This window comes from Caulobacter rhizosphaerae (genome assembly GCF_010977555.1).
Taxonomy (GTDB): domain Bacteria; phylum Pseudomonadota; class Alphaproteobacteria; order Caulobacterales; family Caulobacteraceae; genus Caulobacter; species Caulobacter rhizosphaerae.
Map to the genome: position 1 here is coordinate 2,508,647 of NZ_CP048815.1, position 19,760 is coordinate 2,528,406.

Consider the following 19,760-nt stretch of genomic DNA (forward strand, 5'->3'; position numbering starts at 1 on the left):
CGAACTGTTCTGCCACTTCTCGCATATTGGCTTGACCAATATAGAAAATTGGCCTAGCCAAGATTCAACAATTCTAAAAACAACAACAACTTTGGGAGGGTGTTCATGCGTAAGTTGATCCTGCTGGCGAGCGCGGCCGCCGGCGTACTGGCGACGCCGCATCTGGCGGCGGCCCAGGACAAGACCGAGAGCACCGGCCTGGCCGAGATCGTCGTCACGGCGACCAAGCGTTCGGCCAATCTGCAGAGCGTCCCCGTGGCCGTGACGGCCGTCACCGCCGAGACGATCGAGAACCAGCGGATCAACGAGTTCGGCGACCTCACGCGCGCGGCCGCGTCGCTGACCCTGACCCAGAGCACGGCCTCGCCGAACAACGCCATCATCCTGCGCGGGATCGGCACCTACGCCTTCTCGATCGGGGTGGAGCCCTCGGTGGCGGTGATCATCGACGACGTGCCGGTGGTCCAGCAGGCCCAGGCCTTCGACAACCTGTCCGACGTCGAGCGCATTGAGGTCCTGCGCGGCCCGCAAGGCACGCTGTTCGGCAAGAACGCCAGCGCCGGCGCGATCAACATCGTCACCCGCGATCCGTCGGCCGCTTTCAGCGGCCACGCCTCTGCGACCGCCACGACGGACCGCGGCTACAAGGCCGACGGCGCCATTTCGGGCCCGATCTCGGACACCACCGGCTATCGCCTCGGCGTCTACTACAACCAATGGGACGGCAATGTCCGCAACCTGCACAACGGCCACCGCCTGAACGACAACACCTCCTACGGCGTGCACGGCAAGCTGCGGTCCGAGCTGACCGACAAGCTGGTGCTGTCGCTGAGCGGCTCGTACGCCAAGTCCAAGTCCGACGGCACGGCCGCCACGCTGCGCTACATCGACCTGAACTACCGGCCGGCCGGCGCGACCACCCCGGTGATCCCGCGCTACAACGGCGTCTCGATCCTGCCGGCCCTGGCCGACATCCAGCCCGGCGCCGACAACCGCCGCACGCGGGTCGACAACGACGGCTTCACCGAAAACAAGCAGGCCAGCTTCAGCGGCAAGCTGGCCTACGACCTCGGCTTCGCCAGCCTGATCTCCGTCACCTCGTACCAGGACTGGAAGTACGACTTCTCGGCCGACGTCGACGGAACCGACCTGGCGGTCAACGGCGCGGCGCCGAACGTCACCAACCCGATCGCGCCGGGCCTGGGCGTCAGCAATTCGGGCCCGTACCATTCCAAGTCGTTCACCCAGGAAGTCCGCCTGACGTCGAAGGGCGAGGGCCCGCTGTCCTACGTGGCCGGCGCCTTCTTCGCGGACGCCAAAACCAACCGCTCGTTCCAGCGCGGCCCGGCCCTGATCCTGGCCAATTGGTACGGCGAGCAGAGCACGCGCAGCATCGCCGCCTTCGCCGGCCTGGACTACAAGTTCCCGACCAAGACCACGCTCAGCGGCGCGGTGCGCGTCAACAACGAGCGGATCGAGGACTTCTTCGTCAACCGCCTGCCGACCGCCACGGTGTACGTGTCGCCGACCAGCATCGGCACCTGCGGCGCCGGCAGCCAGCAGTGCGCCGGCCGCAACGAGGACACCGTCGCCACCTGGAAGCTGTCGGTGAACCAGGAGATCGCGCCGCGTGTCTCGGTCTACGCCAGCGCGGCCACGGGCTATAAGGGCTACGCCTACGACATCTCGTCGGGCTACACGCCGCTGCGCACCCAGAATCCAGTGCGGTCCGAGACGTCGACGTCCTACGAAACCGGCCTGAAGAGCCGCTTCTTCGACAATCGGCTGCAGTTGAACATCGCGGCCTTCTACACCGACTACGACAACTTCCAGGCTCAGTCGTCGCAATACATCAACGGCGCCCTGCAGCAGAAGCTGAACAATGTCGGCAAGCTGCGCACCAAGGGCCTGGAGGTCGAAGCCCAGGCCATGCCCGTCGAGTGGCTGCGCCTGGACGCCTCGGCCGCCTATACCGACGCCCAGGTGCTCTCGTTCCCGAACGCCGCCTGCTATCCCGGCCAGGCGCAGACCGGCACGGGCTGCGCCCCCTCGACCAATCCGACGGGCCTGGGCAACGTCCAGGACCGTTCCAACACCCAGCTGCCCAACAGCCCGAAGTTCAAGATCAACCTCGGGGCCATGGTCACGCGCGACCTGGGCAACGACATGAAGGGCATGTTCGGCTTGAACTATCAGCACCAGAGCAAGGTCAATTTCGACCTGCTGGGCAATCCGCTGGCCGAGCAGAAGGCCTATGGCCTGCTCAACGGTTCGGCCGCCATCGAGCGCGGCAACGTCAAGGCCACCATCTTCGTCAACAACCTGCTCAACGAGCACTTCGTGTCGGGGATCGGCGACGGCTTCGGTTCGTACGGCGTCCACCTGGTCACGCAGGTGCTGTCGCGCGACAGCGATCGCTATTTCGGCCTGAAGGTGGACACCAAGTTCTAGGCTCGCCCTCCCCGGACGAACCCTGTGATGGGGAGCGGGCCTGGCCTGCTCCCCCTTTTTTCGATCCGTGCAGCGACACGAAGGGATCTCGCCATGCGTAACGCACCTTCCCGTCATCTGGTCGGCCTTCTCGCCGGCCTGGCGGTCGGTCTGACCGGCCTGAGCGCCCAGGCCGCTGCCGGCGACTGGGTCAAGGGCGTGACGGCCGCGCCGACGCCCAGGGAGCCCCCCGCCATCGCTCTGCCCGTGGCGACCGAGCAGGCCAATCCCGCGCCCGAGGCCTGGGCCCGGCAGGACGCCAGCCAGCGCCTCGTCTACAACGTCTCGCGGCCGAGCCTGACCCTGATGCCGGGCGGTCCGGCCGCCGACAAGGCCGCGCCGGCGGTGATCCTGGTCCCCGGCGGCGGCTTCCAGTTCCTGGCCATGGACAACGAAGGCTACGACGTCGCCAAGCGGTTGGCGCCCTTGGGCGTGCGGGTCCTGATCCTGAAGTACCGCACAACGCCGCTTCCGGGCGGTTTCGACGGCTTCAAGGCCGCGCTCGCCGCCACCTTCCAGCGCCGCGAGGGCGGCGAGGAACGGGCCCGCCAGGCGCCCTACGCCGTCGCCGACGCCCAAGCGGCCGTGCGCGCTGTGCGCGCCCACGCGCGCGAGTGGGGCGTCGATCCCCAGCGAGTGGGAATCCTCGGCTTTTCCGCCGGCGCGATGACGGTGCTGGGCGCCCTGCAGGCCAACGCGCCCGATGCACGGCCCGACTTCGCGGGCATGATCTATGGCCCGACCCAGTCGAGCGTGGTCCCGCCCAACGCGCCGCCGCTGTTCGCCGCCCTGGCCGCCGATGATCGCTTCTTCCGGTCGCAGGATCTGAGCCTGATCCAGAATTGGCGGGCGTCCGGCGCCTCGGTGGAGTTCCACCTGTACAGCGCGGGCGGCCATGGCTTCGCCTCGCAGCCGCACGGCACGACCAGCGACGCCTGGTTCGATCAGTACGCCCTGTGGCTGAAGGCGATGAAGCTGACGCCCTGATCCGCTCCAGACGCTGTCGACAGTCGACGATCCTGGGCCGAATTCCTCGTCCTTCGACAGGCTCAGGATGAGGAATTCTACTCAGCCGCCGTGCCATTCGCCCTCATCCTGAGCCTGTCGAAGGACGAGGGCGGCGCCTCGACGCTCTCAGACCATCCAGGTCATGACCAGGCGCTCGATCCCCATGACCTGCATCGGCTGCAAGGTCGCCGCCGCGCCGTTCAGCGTGATCCGCCGGGTCTCGGTCGGCGGCAGGATGATCCGCAAGGCGTCTGCCGGCGGCGAAGTCGCCCCCCTCCAGCCGGCCGTGATCGCCAGGGTTTCGGCGCTGGCCTGGACCTCAACGGTCCAGCCCCGCGGGGCGGCCGGATCGCGCGGCGCGGCGTCGCTTTCGTCGAAGCCGCTCCAGCTCATTCGTCCCGCCTTGTCCGGCGGATAGAGCAGGACGCCGGGGAGGGGGGCGGAGTCGGCGAACCCGGCGGGCGCCAGGTCGACGAACAGGCCGGAGCCTTCGCGCGCCAGCATCGGCGGCAGCCCGCTGAGCGGCGCGGCGAGGTCGTATTCCGCGCCCCCGACGTAGACCCGGTCGTCGCGCACGTCGCGCCAGGTGGTCCCCGCCGGCAGATAGGCGCGCACCGTCGCCACGCCCGGGTCGAGCGCCGGAACGACCAGAAGGTCCGGTCCCAGCAGATAGGCGTCGCCGTCCTCCCAGGCCCGGGGATCGTCCGGGAAGTCCAGCCACAGCGGCCGCGTCACCGGCTCGTAATCGGCGTGGTGGCGCCACAGCAGGTCGTGCAGCAGCGGCTGCAAGGTCTGGCGCAGCTGCATCATGCCGACGATGGCGGGCGTGGCCTCGGGATACATCCAGGGCTCGTTGACCGTGCGGTCGGTGTTCCAGCTGTGGATCGAGAAGCGCGGCATCAGGACGCCCGCCTGCACCCAGCGTAGCAGAAGCTCGGGTTCGGGGGCGGGTCCGGCGAAGCCGCCGATGTCGTGGCCGGTGTTGGAGACGCCCGACAGCGCCAGGCCCAGGCCCATCTTCTGATTGAAGCGCAGCGTCTTCCAGGCGGTGTAGTTGTCGCCCGACCAGGTCTGGGCGTAGCGCTGCATGCCGGCCATGCCGCTGCGGGTGACGACATAGGGCCGCTCGCCGGGCCGATACGCGATCTGCGCCGCGCGGCTGGCCCGCATCATCAGCAGGGTCTGGACCGGACGCTCGCCCGCCGCCGGACGCGCATCGCCAAAGCCGGCGATGCGGGCCCGGGTGTCCCAGATCTCGTATTCGTTATTGTCGTTCCAGGTCGACCGAATGCCGTAGGCCAGCAACTGCTCGGTCACCTGCCGGCGCCACCAGGCGGCGGCGTCGGGATGGGTGAAGTCGACATAGCTGCCGACCTCGTCCCAGAACTGGCAGACCACCGGCTCCCCGTCGGCGTCGCTGACGAACCAGCCCTTTTCGGCCAGTTCGGCGTAGCGCGGATGGCTGACCAGCAGCGCCGGCTTGATGTTCGGCACCAGCTCGACGCCGGCGTCGGCATAGCCGCGCACGAAGCCCTCGACGTCGGGGAACTTGTCCCGGTTCCAATGGAAGACGTAGCGCTTGTCGCCGATGGAGGTGTAGCCGGACGACAGGTGGAAGGACTGGCACGGGATGTCGTGGCGGCTGACGCCCGCGATGAACTCGCCCATGCGCGCCTGGGCGTTCGGCGCGTCGGTATAGGTCATGGTCGAGCCGGAATAGCCCACCGCCCAGCGGGGCATCAGCGCCGGCCGGCCGGTCAGCCACGTGTAGCGGCGAGTGACCGCCCGGGCGTCGGGTCCGGCGATCATGTAGTAGTCGAGGTCGCCGCTTTCGGCCCGCATGTAGCGGTAGTGCGGGTGGTAGTTGTCGTGCTCGTGGCCGAAATCGAAGACCGGGTCGGCGGTGGTGTCGTAGAACACGCCGTGCGCCGCGCCCTCGGCGTCGACGACCAGCACGTACGGGATCGCCTTGTAGAGCGGATCGTCGGCGGAGGCGTCGTAGCCCATCGGGTCCAGATTGGTCAGGCGGAACCGACGTCCCGCCCGGTCCATGGCGCCGGCACGCTCGCCCAGGCCGTAATAGCGCTCGCCCGGCTGTCGCTTGACGTAGTGATAGACGCCGTCGTCCCACCAGCCGAAATTGTAGGCCTGGGTCGGCCGGTCCTCGGCGATGACGCGCCAGCCGTCGGAGGCGGCCTGCGACCAGCGGCAGAAGAAACCCGCCAGGGTGATCTCCAGGCGCAGACGCGAGGTGGTCAGCACCAGCACGCCCTCCGCCTCATCGAGGGTGAAGACGGGGGCCGCGAAGCCGGAAACATCCATCCGATCGCGGCCCGGCTCGGCGATATCCGTCTGTCCGGGTGCGACGGCCCAACTGGGCGGCGATGTCGAGACGCCGCCGGCCAGCAGCAGGACCCGGATGATGTCGTCCTCCAGCACGAAGACGTGGGCGACCGCGCCGGTGTCGGCGCGCAGGGTCACGCGGGAGCCGGTCCGCTCGGCCAGGATGAAGAGGGGAGGCAGGGCCAGGGTGGCTTTTCGCATCGTCAGGCCTCTTTCACGATCAGATGACGACGCATGGCGAACAGCCACGCGGCGCCCAGCAGGTCGAACACGCCGAGGCAGGCGAACAGCGGCGCGAAGCCGATCTTGTCGGCCAGCTGGCCGATCGCCAGCGAGAACAGCAGCCCGCCGGTCCAGCCGGCCATGCCGACCAGGCCGTTGGCCTTGGCGATGTCGCCCTTGGCGAACACGTCCGCCGACAGGGTGTTGATCAGCACCGAGATCACCTGGTGGGCGAAGCCGCCGATGGACAGAAGCGCGATCGCCGCCATCGGATGGCCGACCAGGCCGACAAAGCCCGGCGCGATCATCAGCACCGCGCCGAGCCCGACGCCGGCGATGCGGGAGGACTCCAGGCTCAGGCCGCGCCACTTCTGCAGGAATGGCGCGAGATAGCCACCCAGGACGCCGCCGGCATCGGCGGCCAGGAAAGGCATCCAGGCGAACAGGGCGATGTGGGCCAGATCCATGCCTCGCTCCTTGGCCAGGTACAGCGGGATCCAGAACGAGAAGGTCTGCCAGGCCGGCTCGGCCAGGAACCGCGGAACGGCGATGGCCCAGAACCGGGGGGTGACGATGATCGCCTTCAGCGTGGTGGCGCTGGCCGGTACGGGGCGTTGGCCCGCCTGGATCTCCGCCAGTTCGGCGGGCGAGACGTAACTTGCCTTGGTCGGTGAGCGGTAGAGGTGGAACCAAACGCCGGCGAAGACCACACCGAACAGACCCGTGACGAAGAACGCCGACTGCCAACCCCAGGTCTTGGCGACCACGACGACCAGGACGGGAGCGATCACCGCGCCGAGCGAGGTTCCCGCATTGAACCAGCCAACGGCGACGGATCGCTCGCGATCGGGGAACCACTCGCCAATCGACTTCATGCCGGCCGGGATGGCGGCGGCCTCGGCCATGCCCAGCATGCCGCGGAACGCCGCCAGGGACAGCCAGCCACGGGCCGCGCCATGGGCCATGTTGGCCAGGCTCCAGGCCAGGGCGAACAGCGCGAACCCCGCCGTCAGCCCAATCCTGTCGATCAGCAGGCCGGCGATCGGCTGCATGATCGTATAGGCCAACTGGAAGGCGCCGACGATGTAGCTGTACTGCTCGGTGGTGATCGCCAGATCGTGCTTCAACTGCGGCGCCAGCACGCCGAGCGAGTTCCGCGCGATGTAATTGATGATCGTGCCGACGATCACCAGCAAGAGAATGCGCAGTCGCGCCGAGCGCCAAGTCATTCTTTTTCTCCCCCTAACATCTTCTTTTAGCGAAGAGCTCTCATTGGCTTGGAACTCGACGACCGCGCCGCCTCGCTCCAGGGCGACCCCATGTCACTTACGGGCGGATTAGTGGGCCGCAAAAGGCCTATTCGCCCTCTTGGTCGGTCCCGACTTCAGCGTGGCGAGGCCAGCGAGCCGACACCCTCGCGCCTCGGCGTAATGGACCGTCAGAGGCCAAGTTCGGCGGTCGAGCTATGGCGTTCCATCCATGACCAATTGGGATTGGCCTGTCAATTCTAAGAAATTGTCCTGGCCAATCTGGGCGGGCCAAACGGCAAGTTGTTGTCGTTTTCGCTGAGTGAACAAAAACTTTCGTTGGATCAGATGCTTTGATGGCGTCGCAGCACCGATAGGCGCGCATAACCGCTTAGGACCGGCTTTTCCCGGATCTGCGACAATGGCCGGCGTTTCGACGCCGGCCATTTTGCGTTAGAGGCTTTCAGCGGTTTTCGTCCGTTCACCCGTCCATGCGGATTGAATTTCGAAGGTCGGGGCGCCAAGTCGGGGCGCTGAAGTTGGCGTGGGCGTGAGGACGACGTGGGATCATCCCCGAAAGACGAGGCCGGACTTGTCCGCCAGGCGCACAGCCTGACGGCGGACCTGACGACGCCCAGCCGCGCCGTCTACTGGCTCGACCTGATCCTGACGGCCGCGGCGACCTGGGGCGGCCTGGCCCTGGCGGCCACGACCCACGGCCTGGCGATCGGGCTGGTCGCGGGCCTGGTCGGCCTGCTGGCCCTCTATCGCGGCCTCAGCTTCATCCACGAGATCAGCCATCTTCGCCCCAAGGACGTGCCGGGCTTCCGTCTGGGCTGGAACCTGCTGATCGGCGTGCCGCTGATGACCCCGTCGATGATGTACGAGGGCGTGCACAACCTGCACCACGCCAAGGACCGTTTCGGCACCGCCCGCGATCCGGAATACCTGCCCCTGGGCCGCTATTCGCCGTTCAAGCTGGCGCTGTTCGCGGCGATCTCGCTGCTGGCCCCGCTGGGCGTGATCCTGCGTTCGGGGATCCTGATCCCGCTGTCGTTCGCGGTCCCGGCCGTGCGCCGGCTGGTTCGCACCAAGCTGTCGGCCCTGGTGATCAATCCCGACTTCGTGCGCGAGGACAACGACAGGACCCGGCCCGACTGGCTGGCCCAGGAGGTGGGCTGCTGGCTGTGGTGCTGGGGCGTCGCGGTCCTGGCCGTCGCCGGCGTCGTGCCGGTGCGCGTGGTCCTGACCTGGTTCGCGCTGTTCTCGCTGGCCACCTTCGTCAACCAGCTGCGCACGCTCGTCGCCCACTATTGGGAGAACGACGGCGACCGGATGAGTTTCGAGGACCAGTTCCTGGACTCGGTCAACGTGCCGCCGCCGGCCCTGCTGCCGTTCCTGTGGGCGCCGGTCGGCCTGCGCTACCACGCCCTGCACCACCTGCTGCCGCGCCTGCCGTACCACAACCTGGGCAAGGCCCACGCGCGGCTGTCGGCCCAGTTGGCGGCGACCTCGCCCTATCACCGGGTCGAGGAGAAGGGCCTGTTCCTGGCCCTGGCCAAGCTGTTCCGTCGCGCGGGGGTGACGCCCGCCCTGGCGGTCGAGGCCGACGCGGTCGAACGCCAGAGCGCCTGAGCAAGCTGTGGCGGGCGGGACCTGGAGCGCGTTTAGGGCGCTCCGGGAGCTGTGGACAGTTGCCGTCCAGCGCGGTGCGCCGCCCTCGTCCTTCGACAAGCTCAGGATGAGGGCTGCTTGTACGGCGGCAGAGTAGAGTTCCTCATCCTGAGCCTGTCGAAGGACGAGGAATTCGGTCCAAGGCCGTCAGCTGTCCATGGGGCCTACGCGCTCAATGCGGTCACCACCGTTTCGCACAGCCGATGCGTCTCCAGCGCGTCCATCGCCGACAGCCGGCGGCCGTCGCGCACCGCGTCCAGGAAATGCTCGCACATCGCCTCAAAGCCGCGCTGGCGGCCGACGGACGTCCAGTTGCCCCGTCGGGTCAGCGCCTCGACGGGACCGTGGTCGACGATCTGCTCGAGGTCGCTGATGCTGCGCTTGCGTCCTTGGCCGGAGACTTCCAGCAGCTCTTCGCTGCCGCCGCTGACCCGGTTCATGATGCCGACGGCGTCGCATCCATCACCCGACAGCGACAGCACCACATGTTCCAGCCGGCCGTCGCGGACCCGGCCGCGGACGGCGGCCTCGCGCGCGCCGGGGGCCAGGAAGCGCAGGGTGTCGACCACGTGGATGTAGTCGTCGAACACCGCCCGGCGCACGTCGTCCAGCGGCCCGGGGCGGTTCTTCTGCATCACCACCAGGGGCAGGTTCAGGGCGGCGGCCTCACGATAGGCCGGGGCGAAGCGGCGGTTGAAGCCCACCATCAGCGAGACGCCGCGGGTTTCGGCCAGGTCGACCAGCGCCTCGCTGTCGACGAGGTTGTCGGCGATCGGCTTGTCGACCAGGGTCGCCACCCCGGCCTCCAGCAGGCGGCGGAGGATGTCGGGATGGGCGCCCGTGGCGGCGTGGACCAGCGCGCCGTCCAGGCCCTGCGCCAGAGCCGTGTCGAGGTCGGCGTGCAGCTGCTGGACCCGCCAGGCCGCGCCCAGCTCGGCCAGGGTCGCGGCGTTGCGGGTGACGAACACCAGCTCGACATCGGCGCGAGGTCCCAGCACGGGCAGGTAGGCCTTCCGGGCGATGTCGCCCAGGCCGATCATGGCGATGCGCAGGGTCATGGAGTTTCCCGATGGAGCAGCAGGTGGTCGGCCAGAGCCCCGGCGTCCCAGGATTCCCCGCGCGGCGCGAGGAACAGCGGAACGCCGTCCAGGAACGGGGCCAGGGCCCGGGCCGTCTGGCCAAGGTCGGGGGCGTCGAGGCTTTCGCTGATCACGACCGCCGCGACCGGGGCCCTGGCTCCGCGCAGGGCGACCAAAGCGGTCAGGACATGGCTGATCGTGCCCAGGTAGGATCCGGCCACCAGCAGCGTCGGCGCGCCCAGGGCGGCGATCATGTCGAGATTGGTCTCGCCGTCGGTCAGGGGCGACATCACCCCGCCGGCCCCCTCGACCAGCAGCAGGCCGTCGCGCAGCTCGGCGGTCCGCGCCACCGCGTCGATGACCATGTCGTCCAGGACCAGGGTCTGGCCTTCCAGGCGCGCGGCGATGTTGGGCGACAGCGGGGCGCGGTAGCGGCGCGGAGCGATGCGCAGCACGGCGCCGGGATCGCCCAGGGCGGCGGCCAGCCGGGCCGGGTCGCTGCCGGCCGCGTCCCTGGGGTCGAAGCCGCTGACCACGGGTTTGAAGGCGTCGACGGTCGCGCCCAAGGCCTTCAGGGCGCGGATCAGCGCGCAACTGACATAGGTCTTGCCGATGTCGGTGCCCGTGCCGGTCACGAACAGGGCGGGCATTAGGGGCGCCCCTTCACATAGGGCTTCACCAACTGCGCCAGGCGGGCGATCTCGGCGTCGGGGTGCTCGGCGCTGAAGGCGATGCGCAGGCGGGCCGCGCCCGCGGCGACCGTGGGCGGGCGGATGGCCACGACCAGGAACCCCTCGGCCTCCAGAGCGCGCGAGGCGTCCAGGGCGTCCTGGGCCTCGCCGATAATCACCGGCACGATCGGGCTCGCGGCCGGCGGCAGACCCACGGCTTTCGTGAAGGCCCGGGCCTTGGCCAGGGGCAGGGCGGTCAGGGCCGGCTGGGCCTCGATGATGTCCAGCGCGGCCAGGGCGGCGGCGGCGGCGGCCGGGGGGAGGCCGGTGGTGTAGACCAGGGTGCGGGCTCGGGTCTTGAGCAGGTCGACCACGGCCTGCGAGCCGCAGAGATAGCCGCCGTATGAGCCCAGCGCCTTGGACAGGGTGCCCATCTGGAACGGGATCTGGGCCTCGGGAAACAGGGCGGCCGAGCCGTGGCCGTCGGCCAGCACGCCCACGCCATGGGCGTCGTCCGACAGCAGCCAGGCGTCGTTGGCCTCGCAGACCGCCGACAGCCAGTCCAGCGGGGCGAGGTCGCCGTCCATCGAGAACACCCCGTCGGTGGCGACGATGGCGTGGCGGGCGCCGGCCCGGTGCTCGGCCAGCAGGGCGGCCAGGTGGTCGGTGTCGTTGTGGGCGAACGGGAGGATCCGCGCGCCCGACAGCTGGGCCCCGGCCCAGATGCAGGCGTGGGCCAGCTCGTCGACCAGCACGATGTCGCCCTTGCCGGCGAAGGTGGGGATGACGCCGGTATTGGCCAGGTAGCCCGAGCCGAACACCACGCAGGCCTCGGTCCCCTTCAGCCGCGCCAGACGAGCCTCCAGTTCCGACAGCAGGGGCGTGTCGCCGGTCACCAGCCGGGAAGCGCCGGAGCCCGCGCCGTAGGTCTCGATCGCGGCCTGGGCGGCGGCCTTGACCGCCGGATGCTGCGACAGGCCCAGATAGTCGTTGCAGGAAAAGGACAGCAGCCTGCGGCCGTCGCGTTCGACGAAGGCGCCGGCCGTGCGCTGGGTGGGCTTGAGCCGGCGCATCAGGCTGGCGGCCTCCAGGCGCTGGATCTTGTCGGCGGCGTAGGTGTCCAGACTGTGCATCGCGGTTCCCGTTTGCCCCCCGGTGCGGGAGGGCATAGGCAGTGCGCCCCAAGCACGCAATGGCCAGGCATGAAGGATCGCCCCGATGACCGCCCATTATCTGGAAAGAGCGGGTCCCGATTGGCTTGTGGCCGGCGCCCGCCACGTCTGGCGGCCCTATTGCCAGATGAAGACCGCCCGCCCGCCGCTGCCGGTGGTCGCCACGCGGGGCTCACGGCTGATTCTGGACGACGGGCGCGAGCTGGTTGACGGCCTGGCCTCGTGGTGGACCGCCTGCCACGGCTACAACCACCCTCATATCGCAGGAGCGATCCGCGACCAGCTGGAGCGCATGCCGCACGTGATGTTCGGCGGCCTGGCTCATGAACCCGCCTATCGCTTGGCCCGGCGCCTGGCCAACCTGCTGCCGGGCGACCTGAACCACGCCTTCTTCGCCGAGTCCGGCTCGGTGTCGGTCGAGATCGCCATGAAGATGGCGCTGCAGTTCCACATCAACCAGGGCCGGGAAGGGCGGACGCGGTTCCTGTCGTTCCGGGGCGGCTATCACGGCGACACCCTGGCGACGATGACGGTCTGCGACCCGGAGGAGGGCATGCACAGCCTGTTTTCCGGCGTGATGCCGTCGCAGGTCATCGCCGACCTGCCCGTGGACGCGGCGTCGGAGGCGGCGCTGGACGCGGTGCTGGCCCAGCGGGGCGGGGAGATCGCCGCCATCCTGACCGAACCGCTGGTCCAGGGCGCGGGCGGCATGCTGTTCCATTCGCCTCAGGTGCTGCGAACCCTGCGCCGGCTGGCCGACAAGCATGGCGTGCTGCTGATCTTCGACGAGATCTTCACCGGTTTCGGGCGGACGGGCACGCTGTTCGCCATGCAGGCGGCGGGCGTCGAGCCGGACATCGTCACCCTGTCCAAGGCCCTGACCGGCGGGACCCTGCCGCTGTCGGTCGCCGTGGCCTCGAGCCGGGTGTTCGAGGCCTTCTGGTCGGACGACGCGGGGGCGGCCCTGATGCATGGCCCGACCTATATGGGCAACGCCCTGGCCTGCGCCGCGGCCAACGCTTCGCTGGACCTGTTCGAGGCCGGCGCCTGGCGGGCCGACGTGGCGCGGGTCTCGGCGGCGTTGGCCGCAGGGTTGGAGCCGGTCCGGACCGCGCCGGGCGTGGTCGACGTCCGGGTGCTGGGCGCGATCGGGGTGGTGGAGTTCGACGCGCCGGTGGCCGTCGGCGCCCTGTGCGACGCCTTCGCGGCCGAGGGGGCGTGGATCAGGCCGATGGGCCGGACGGTCTACCTGACCCCCGCCTTCACGACCCCGGACGCCGACTTGGCGATCCTGACGGCCGCGATCCGCGAGGTCGTGAGCGCCGGCGGGGTTGAAGGAAACGGCGGGGTCTGATCCAAGCGAGGCTATGTCCTCCAGCACGCCCCTCACGGCGATCGAGCGCCTGGCCATCGCGGCCATCATCCTGACCTGGGGCCTGAACAACGCCGCGGCCAAGGTGGCGACCGCCGAGCTGCCGCCGATGATGGTCGGCGCCCTGCGTTTCGCCCTGGCCCTGGCCTTCCTGGCGCCATTCCTGAAGCCGCCGTTCCCGTGGTCCAGGCGACTGGCCGCCATCTGCCTGTTGTCGGGACCGATCCACTTCGGGATCATCTACATCGCCTTCGGCTTGGCCAAGTCGCTGAGCCCGCTGGTGGTGGCCACCCAGCTGTGGATCCCGTTCACCGCCCTGTTCGCCTGGAAGATGCTGGGCGAGACCATGAAGCCGCTGGCCGTGGCCGGCCTGGTCGTGGCCTTCGTCGGCGTGGCGTGGATGAGCCTGGACCCGCACGGGGCGGCCGACCTGCCGGCCATCGCGCTGGGCGTGGTGGCCAGCGCCTGCTGGGCCGTGGCCACCGTGCTCGTCCGCCAGACGCCGGGCGCCAAGCCGCTGCAGGTCCAGGCCCTGACCGCCGTCGTCGCCGCGCCGGTGCTGCTGGCCATGTCGTTCGGCTTCGAGGACAACGTCGTCGAGCGGGTCAGGACGGCCGCGCCGATCGCCTGGGCCTGCGTGGCCTTCGCCGGCGTGGTCTCGACCATCGGGGCCAGCGCGTTGCTGTTCTGGCTGGTCCAGCGGCGCGAGGCGGGGCGGGTGACGCCCTATTTCCTGCTGACGCCCCTGGTGTCGTGCACGATCGGCGTGCTGTTCATGGGCGACGCCCTGTCGCCGCAGCTGGTGATCGGCGCGGCCGCAACCATGGGCGGCGTCGCCCTGGTGGCCCTGACGGCCAAGAAGGTCGTGCCGGCCGAGGGCGAGGCGACGTAGGCGTGGTGCGTCCTTCGAGGCTCGGCTACGCCTCGCACCTCAGGATGAGGAAATCAGCACAAAGCTCCTCATCCTGAGGCGCCCGCACAGCGGGCCTCGAAGGACGCAAGGCCGCTACTTCACCACCCCGCACGCCACGCGCGCCCCGGCCCCGCCGATCGGCTGGGTCTTGTAGTCGTCGGGGCTGGCGTGGACGACGATGGACGAGCCGTCGGCGTCGAGCAGGGCGGGGCGGCCGCCCGCGCCGTTCAGCGACACCAGGGGCGAGAACAGCTCGACGGTCGCCGAGCCGTCGGCCGTCGCGAACAGGTTGGGCAGGTCGCCGTTGTCGTTGCCGTCCGGGTTCAGCAGGCCGTGGACCACGGCGGTGGTGGTGTGGACGTGGGCGCCGGCCGACTTGAAGTCGGGCGTCCCGCAGTCGCCCTTCTCGTGGAAGTGCAGGCCGTGCCAGCCCGGCGTCAGGCCCTTGGCCTCGATGCGCAGCAGCACGCCGTGCGGCGCGTCGGTCAGGGTCGCGGTCCCCAGGGCCTTGCCGTCGGCGCCTTTCAGCTCGGCGGTGGCGGCGTGGGCGATCGAGACGGGGGCGGCGATCAGGCCAAAGGACAGGGCGAGGGCGGTCAAACGCATCTGAAACTCCCGGAAAACCAAGGGCTGGGGCCGCGAAGGTGGCGTCTTGGCGAGGGGAATGCTAACTGTTTTTGACGGTTCCGTGTTCGATTCTGACGGCGAAAAATTCCCTTGAGCGACGATCAAAACACCATCCCCGGGTCCCCGGCCTCGCCGGGCGCCCGCGGGGACGTCACCCCCATCAATATCGAGGACGAGCTGCGCCGCTCGTATCTCGACTATGCGATGAGCGTGATCGTCAGCCGCGCGCTGCCGGACGCCCGCGACGGTCTCAAGCCGGTGCACCGGCGGGTGCTGTTCTCGATGCACGAGCAGGGCCAGACGCCCGAGCGGCCCTACGTCAAGTCGGCCCGCGTGGTCGGCGACGTGATGGGTAAGTACCACCCGCACGGCGACGCCTCGATCTACTTCACCCTGGTGCGGATGACCCAGTCGTTCTCGATGGGGCTGGTGCTGATCGACGGCCAGGGCAACTTCGGCTCGGTCGACGGCGACATGCCCGCGGCCATGCGCTACACCGAGTGCCGCATGGCCCCGCCGGCCATGTCGCTGCTGGCCGACCTGGACAAGGACACGGTCGACTTCCAGGACAATTACGACGGCAAGGAGCAGGAACCCGTCGTCCTGCCGTCGCGGATTCCCAACCTGCTGGTCAACGGCGCCGGCGGCATCGCCGTCGGCATGGCCACCAACATCCCGCCGCACAATCTGGGCGAGGTGATCGACGCCTGCCTGCTGGTGATCGACCAGCCCGACGTCACCACCGACCAGCTGCTGGACCTGGTGCCGGGGCCGGACTTCCCGACCGGCGGCGAGATCATCGGCCGGGCCGGTCCGCGCCAGGCGCTGCTGACCGGGCGCGGCTCGGTGGTCATGCGCGGCCTGGCCACGGTGGAAGAGATCCGCACCGGCCGCGAGGCCATCGTCATCACGGCCATCCCCTATCAGGTGAACAAGGCCAACCTGGTCGAGTACATCGCCGAAATGGTCCGCGACAAGCGGATCGAGGGCATCTCCGACATCCGCGACGAGTCCAACCGCGACGGCATGCGCATCGTGGTCGAACTGAAGCGCGACGCCTCGGGCGAGGTGATCCTCAACCAGCTCTACCGCTTCACGGCGCTGCAAAGCTCGTTCGGCGTCAACATGCTGGCCCTGAACCGCGGCCGCCCCGAGCAGATGGGCCTGCGCCAGCTGATCGAGCTGTTCGTCGCCTTCCGCGAGGAAGTGGTGGTGCGGCGGACCAAGTTCGAGCTGGGCAAGGCGCGCGACCGCGGCCACGTCCTGGTCGGCCTGACCATCGCCGTGGCCAATATCGACGAGTTCATCCATATCATCCGCTCGTCCAAGGACCCGACCGAGGCCCGCGAGCGGCTGGTGGCCAAGTCGTGGCCGGCCGGCGACATGCTGCCGCTGGTCGAGCTGATCGCCGACCCGCGCACCGTGCAGGAAGAGGGCGGGCTGATCCGCCTGACCGACGAGCAGGCCCGCGCCATCCTGGCCCTGACCCTGTCGCGCCTGACCGGCCTGGGCCGCGACGAGATCGGCAACGAGGCCGCCACCCTGGCCGAGGCCATCAAGAGCTATCTCGACCTGCTGTCGGACCGCGCCAACATCATGGCCGTGGTCCGCGAGGAACTGGTCGAGGTGCGCGACAAGTTCGCCATTCCCCGCCGCTGCCAGATCGTCGACGGCGACGCCGACATGGAAGACGAAGACCTGATCGTCCGCGAGGAGATGGTCATCACCGTCACCCTGGGCGGCTACGTCAAGCGCACGCCGCTGGCCGCCTATCGCACCCAGCACCGGGGCGGCAAGGGCAAGGCCGGCATGGCCACCAAGAACGAGGACGCCGTCACCCGCGTGTTCTCGGCCTCGACCCACGCCCCGTTGCTGTTCTTCACCTCGGGCGGCAAGGTCTACAAGATGAAGGTCTGGCGCCTGCCGCTGGGCGTCGCCAACAGCCGCGGCAAGGCGTTCGTCAACCTGCTGCCGATCGAGCCGGGCGAGACCATCACCTCGATCCTGGCCCTGCCGGAGGACGAGGCCACCTGGAACAGCCTGGACGTGATGTTCGCCACCCGCTCGGGCAGCGTGCGCCGCAACAAGCTGTCGGACTTCGTGGACGTGCGCCGCAACGGCAAGATCGCCATGAAGCTTGACGAAGGCGACGGCATCGTCGGCGTCGCCGTCTGCGACAGCAGCAAGGACATCCTGCTCAACACCGCCTCGGGCCGCTGCATCCGCTTCTCGGCCGACGAGGTGCGGGTGTTCGCCAGCCGCGACTCCACCGGCGTGCGCGGCGTGCGCCTGGCGGAAGGCGACAGCGTCATCTCGATGAGCGTGCTGCGCAATGTCGACGCCACCCCGGCCGAGCGCGCGGCCTACCTCAAGCACCAGCGGGCCCTGGCCCGGGCCCTGGGCGAGGAAGGCGACGAGGCTCCGGCCGCGCCGGAAGAGGGCGAGGAAGAGGGCGGCGAGGCCAGCTTGACGCCCGAGCGCATCGCCGAGCTGGGCGCGGCCGAAGAGATCCTGCTGACCGTGTCGTCGGAAGGCTTCGGCAAGCGCACCAGCGCCTATGACTACCGCCGGACCGGCCGTGGCGGCCAGGGCCTGACCGCCCAGGACCTCAGCAAGCGTGGCGGCAAGCTGGTGGGCTCGTTCCCGATCGAGGAGGGCGACCAGATCCTGCTGGTCACCGACGCCGGCCAGATGATCCGGGTGCCGGTCTCGCAAATTCGTGTTGCGGCGCGGAATACTCAAGGCGTAACCATCTTCCGCACCGCCGCCGACGAACATGTCGTCAGCGTCGAGCGCCTCGCCGAAACCGGCGGGGACGACACTTCGAGCGACGACACCACGGGCGACGAAAACGGGGCGGACGAGACCTCGTAAGCGTTCCCGTCAAGGGGCCAGCGGGCTCAGGCCGGGTGAGGGAAAAGCATGCGGATCGGTCTCTACCCGGGCACCTTCGACCCGGTCACCAACGGCCACCTCGACATCATCGGCCGGGCTGTCAAGCTGGTCGACAAGCTGGTGATCGGGGTGGCGGTGAACATCGGCAAGGGGCCGCTGTTCTCGCTGGACGAACGGGTCGAGATCGTGCGCCGCGAGACGGCCCACCTGACCCAGATCGCTGAGATCGAGGTTCGGCCGTTCGACAGCCTGCTGATGCATTTCGCTCGCGAGGTCGGCGCCCAGATGATCGTACGCGGCCTGCGGGCCGTGGCCGACTTCGAATACGAATTCCAGATGACGGCCATGAACCAGCAGCTCGACCGCGAGATCGAGACCGTGTTCCTGATGGCCGACCCGCGCCACCAGGCCATCGCCTCGCGCCTGGTCAAGGAGATCGCGGCCCTAGGCGGCGACGTCCACAAGTTCGTGCCGCCGGGCGTGGCCGAGCAGTTGCTGGGCAAGCTGGCGAAGTAGGGACCCAACGCCCCGAGGCCAGCCTCACCGGCGACCGGCGGAGCCCGGCCGCCGCGCGTGTCAAACAGCAGTGCAGTGAACCCGAACGACCAGAGTGGGTTCCAGGCCGAGGCGCGCGTCGCGCCGCGGGTGCGATGCATGGGCGAACCGATCCGGGAACCGTTGGAGGCCAGGGAGCGTCACGCGAGCTCCAAGCCGCCCACGAGTCTTTTCCGGATGGTCGGTTCGGGCGTGATCACCGGCGCGGCGGACGACGACCCGTCCGCGATCGGCACCTATGCCAGCGCCGGCGCCAAGTACGGGCTGGCGTTCCTGTGGGTCGCGCCCGTCCTGCTGCCGATGATGTACGCGGTCGTGTACCTGTCGTCCAAGCTGGGGCAGGTCTACGGCAAAGGCCTTTTCGACGCGATCCGCGACAGGTTCCCGCGTTGGGTGCTCTATCCGATGCTGGTGGGCGGCGTGGTCGGCAACGTCATCGAGGCGGCCGCTGACCTGGGCGGCGTGGCGGCGGCGCTGAACCTCCACGTTCCGCTGCCCATCCCGGTGATCGTCGCCCTGGCGGCGATGGTGGTGTTCGCGTTCCAGTGGTTCGGCTCCTACGCCCTGTTGCGCAAGGTCTTCCGTTGGCTGGCCCTGGCGCTGTTGGCCTACGTGATCGCCGCCGTCATGACCAAGCCCGACCTGCGGGAGGTGCTGCGCGCCACGCTCACGCCCAGGATCCAGTTGGACGCCCAGTTCCTGTCGCTGGTCGTCGCCTGCATCGGCACCTCGCTGTCGGCCTACATCTACACTTGGCAGTCCAACCAGGAGGTCGAGGAGGAGATCGCCGTCGGGCGCCGCCATTGGTGGCAGCGCCGCGGGGCCAGTCGCACCGAACTTCGCCGCACGCGGCGCGACGTGCTGATCGGGATGCTGTTCTCCAATCTGATCCTCTACTTCGTCATCCTGTCGACCGGCGCGACGCTGCACGCGGCGGGAAGGACCGAGATCGAGAGCGCCGCCCACGCCGCGGAGGCGCTTCGGCCGCTGGCGGGCGACCTGGCCGGCCTGCTGTTCATCGCCGGGGTGGTCGGGGTCGGCTTCCTGGCCGTACCGATCATGACCACCGGCGCGGCCTACGACCTCGTGCAGAGCTTCGGTCGGCAGGGGAGCCTGCACGACAAGCCCAGGGACGCCGGGCTGTTCTACGGGACCATCGCGGGCGTGACCGTCGTGGCCGTCGGCCTGAACACCTTGGGCTTCAATCCCATGAAGATGCTGGTCTGGTCGGGGATCGTGCAGGGATTTTCCGTGCCGCCCCTGCTGGTCCTCATGCTGATCATGACCAATGATCGCCGCATGATGGGCGACAAGGTCAATGGACCGGGCACGAACCTTCTGGCCGGCGGCACGGCGATCGTCACCTTCGCCGCGACCTTGTTCCTGGTGGGGACCTGGGTGCTGTAGCGCGGTCGGAGATTCCGGGGTGGGTCCGGGATCAGCGACCCCAAACTCGCCGGAATCTTCGGCTGTAACGCGCGGCCACTTGTCG

Annotated in this window: 14 protein-coding genes and 1 pseudogene; 9 read left to right on the forward strand and 6 right to left on the reverse strand. The window is 69.1% G+C overall.

Annotated elements, in window-relative coordinates:
- Positions 1–105 precede the first annotated feature (105 nt).
- Together G3M57_RS11600 and G3M57_RS11605 are read left to right on the forward strand one after the other, a co-directional pair.
- A complete protein-coding gene (locus G3M57_RS11600; protein ID WP_163230619.1) occupies positions 106–2,451 on the forward strand; it encodes a TonB-dependent receptor in 2,346 nt (781 codons plus the stop codon).
- 93 nt (positions 2,452–2,544) lie between these two features.
- A complete protein-coding gene (locus G3M57_RS11605; protein WP_163230621.1) occupies positions 2,545–3,477 on the forward strand; it encodes an alpha/beta hydrolase in 933 nt (310 codons plus the stop codon).
- Between the two features lie 147 nt (positions 3,478–3,624).
- On the opposite strand, the gene G3M57_RS11610 is transcribed toward G3M57_RS11605, so the two are convergent.
- Together G3M57_RS11610 and G3M57_RS11615 are read right to left on the reverse strand one after the other, a co-directional pair.
- Positions 3,625–6,042 (reverse strand): glycoside hydrolase family 31 protein, encoded by a 2,418-nt coding sequence (locus G3M57_RS11610; RefSeq protein ID WP_163230623.1) that lies wholly within the window; start codon positions 6,040–6,042, stop codon positions 3,625–3,627.
- A 2-nt stretch (positions 6,043–6,044) separates the two neighbouring features.
- Positions 6,045–7,292: an MFS transporter gene (locus G3M57_RS11615; RefSeq protein ID WP_163230625.1), complete on the reverse strand. Its 1,248-nt coding sequence runs from the start codon at positions 7,290–7,292 to the stop codon at positions 6,045–6,047.
- Positions 7,293–7,871: 579 nt separating this feature from the next.
- On the opposite strand from G3M57_RS11615, the gene G3M57_RS11620 reads away from it, so the two are divergent.
- Positions 7,872–8,945 carry a fatty acid desaturase family protein gene (locus G3M57_RS11620; RefSeq protein ID WP_163230627.1) on the forward strand — a complete coding sequence of 358 codons (1,074 nt, stop codon included), beginning with the start codon at positions 7,872–7,874 and terminating at the stop codon, positions 8,943–8,945.
- A gap of 203 nt (positions 8,946–9,148) precedes the next feature.
- On the opposite strand, the gene G3M57_RS11625 is transcribed toward G3M57_RS11620, so the two are convergent.
- The 3 genes from G3M57_RS11625 to bioF are packed head-to-tail and all read right to left on the reverse strand — an operon-like array spanning position 9,149 to position 11,867.
- Positions 9,149–10,042, reverse strand: coding sequence for a Gfo/Idh/MocA family protein (locus tag G3M57_RS11625; protein WP_188916148.1), 894 nt, complete (start codon positions 10,040–10,042; stop codon positions 9,149–9,151).
- Positions 10,039–10,713 (reverse strand): dethiobiotin synthase, encoded by a 675-nt coding sequence (gene bioD / locus G3M57_RS11630; RefSeq protein ID WP_163230629.1) that lies wholly within the window; start codon positions 10,711–10,713, stop codon positions 10,039–10,041. Before bioD ends, G3M57_RS11625 begins: the two co-directional genes overlap by 4 nt.
- Positions 10,713–11,867 carry an 8-amino-7-oxononanoate synthase gene (bioF, locus tag G3M57_RS11635; RefSeq protein ID WP_163230631.1) on the reverse strand — a complete coding sequence of 385 codons (1,155 nt, stop codon included), beginning with the start codon at positions 11,865–11,867 and terminating at the stop codon, positions 10,713–10,715. Before bioF ends, bioD begins: the two co-directional genes overlap by 1 nt.
- 85 nt (positions 11,868–11,952) lie before the next feature.
- On the opposite strand from bioF, the gene G3M57_RS11640 reads away from it, so the two are divergent.
- The 3 genes and pseudogenes from G3M57_RS11640 to G3M57_RS27960 form a co-directional block, all read left to right on the forward strand.
- Positions 11,953–13,260, forward strand: coding sequence for an adenosylmethionine--8-amino-7-oxononanoate transaminase (locus G3M57_RS11640; protein ID WP_163230633.1), 1,308 nt, complete (start codon positions 11,953–11,955; stop codon positions 13,258–13,260).
- A gap of 13 nt (positions 13,261–13,273) precedes the next feature.
- On the forward strand, positions 13,274–14,170 hold the full coding sequence (locus G3M57_RS11645; protein WP_057185695.1) for a DMT family transporter: 897 nt from the start codon (positions 13,274–13,276) through the stop codon (positions 14,168–14,170).
- Positions 14,169–14,278 (forward strand): annotated as a pseudogene (locus G3M57_RS27960) (hypothetical protein); the annotation flags it as partial. The gene G3M57_RS11645 and the pseudogene G3M57_RS27960, both read left to right, overlap by 2 nt.
- Before the next feature lie 6 nt (positions 14,279–14,284).
- Here G3M57_RS27960 and sodC read toward each other — a convergent pair.
- Positions 14,285–14,797: a superoxide dismutase[Cu-Zn] gene (gene sodC, locus G3M57_RS11650; RefSeq protein WP_163230637.1), complete on the reverse strand. Its 513-nt coding sequence runs from the start codon at positions 14,795–14,797 to the stop codon at positions 14,285–14,287.
- A 111-nt stretch (positions 14,798–14,908) separates the two neighbouring features.
- Between sodC and gyrA the strand changes: the two genes are divergently transcribed.
- The 3 genes from gyrA (at position 14,909) to G3M57_RS11665 (ending at position 19,675) form a co-directional block, all read left to right on the forward strand.
- Positions 14,909–17,692: a DNA gyrase subunit A gene (gene gyrA / locus G3M57_RS11655; RefSeq protein ID WP_163230639.1), complete on the forward strand. Its 2,784-nt coding sequence runs from the start codon at positions 14,909–14,911 to the stop codon at positions 17,690–17,692.
- Between the two features lie 48 nt (positions 17,693–17,740).
- Positions 17,741–18,229 carry a pantetheine-phosphate adenylyltransferase gene (coaD, locus tag G3M57_RS11660; protein ID WP_163230641.1) on the forward strand — a complete coding sequence of 163 codons (489 nt, stop codon included), beginning with the start codon at positions 17,741–17,743 and terminating at the stop codon, positions 18,227–18,229.
- 216 nt (positions 18,230–18,445) lie between these two features.
- Positions 18,446–19,675, forward strand: coding sequence for an Nramp family divalent metal transporter (locus G3M57_RS11665; RefSeq protein ID WP_208789671.1), 1,230 nt, complete (start codon positions 18,446–18,448; stop codon positions 19,673–19,675).
- Positions 19,676–19,760: the final 85 nt, after the last annotated feature.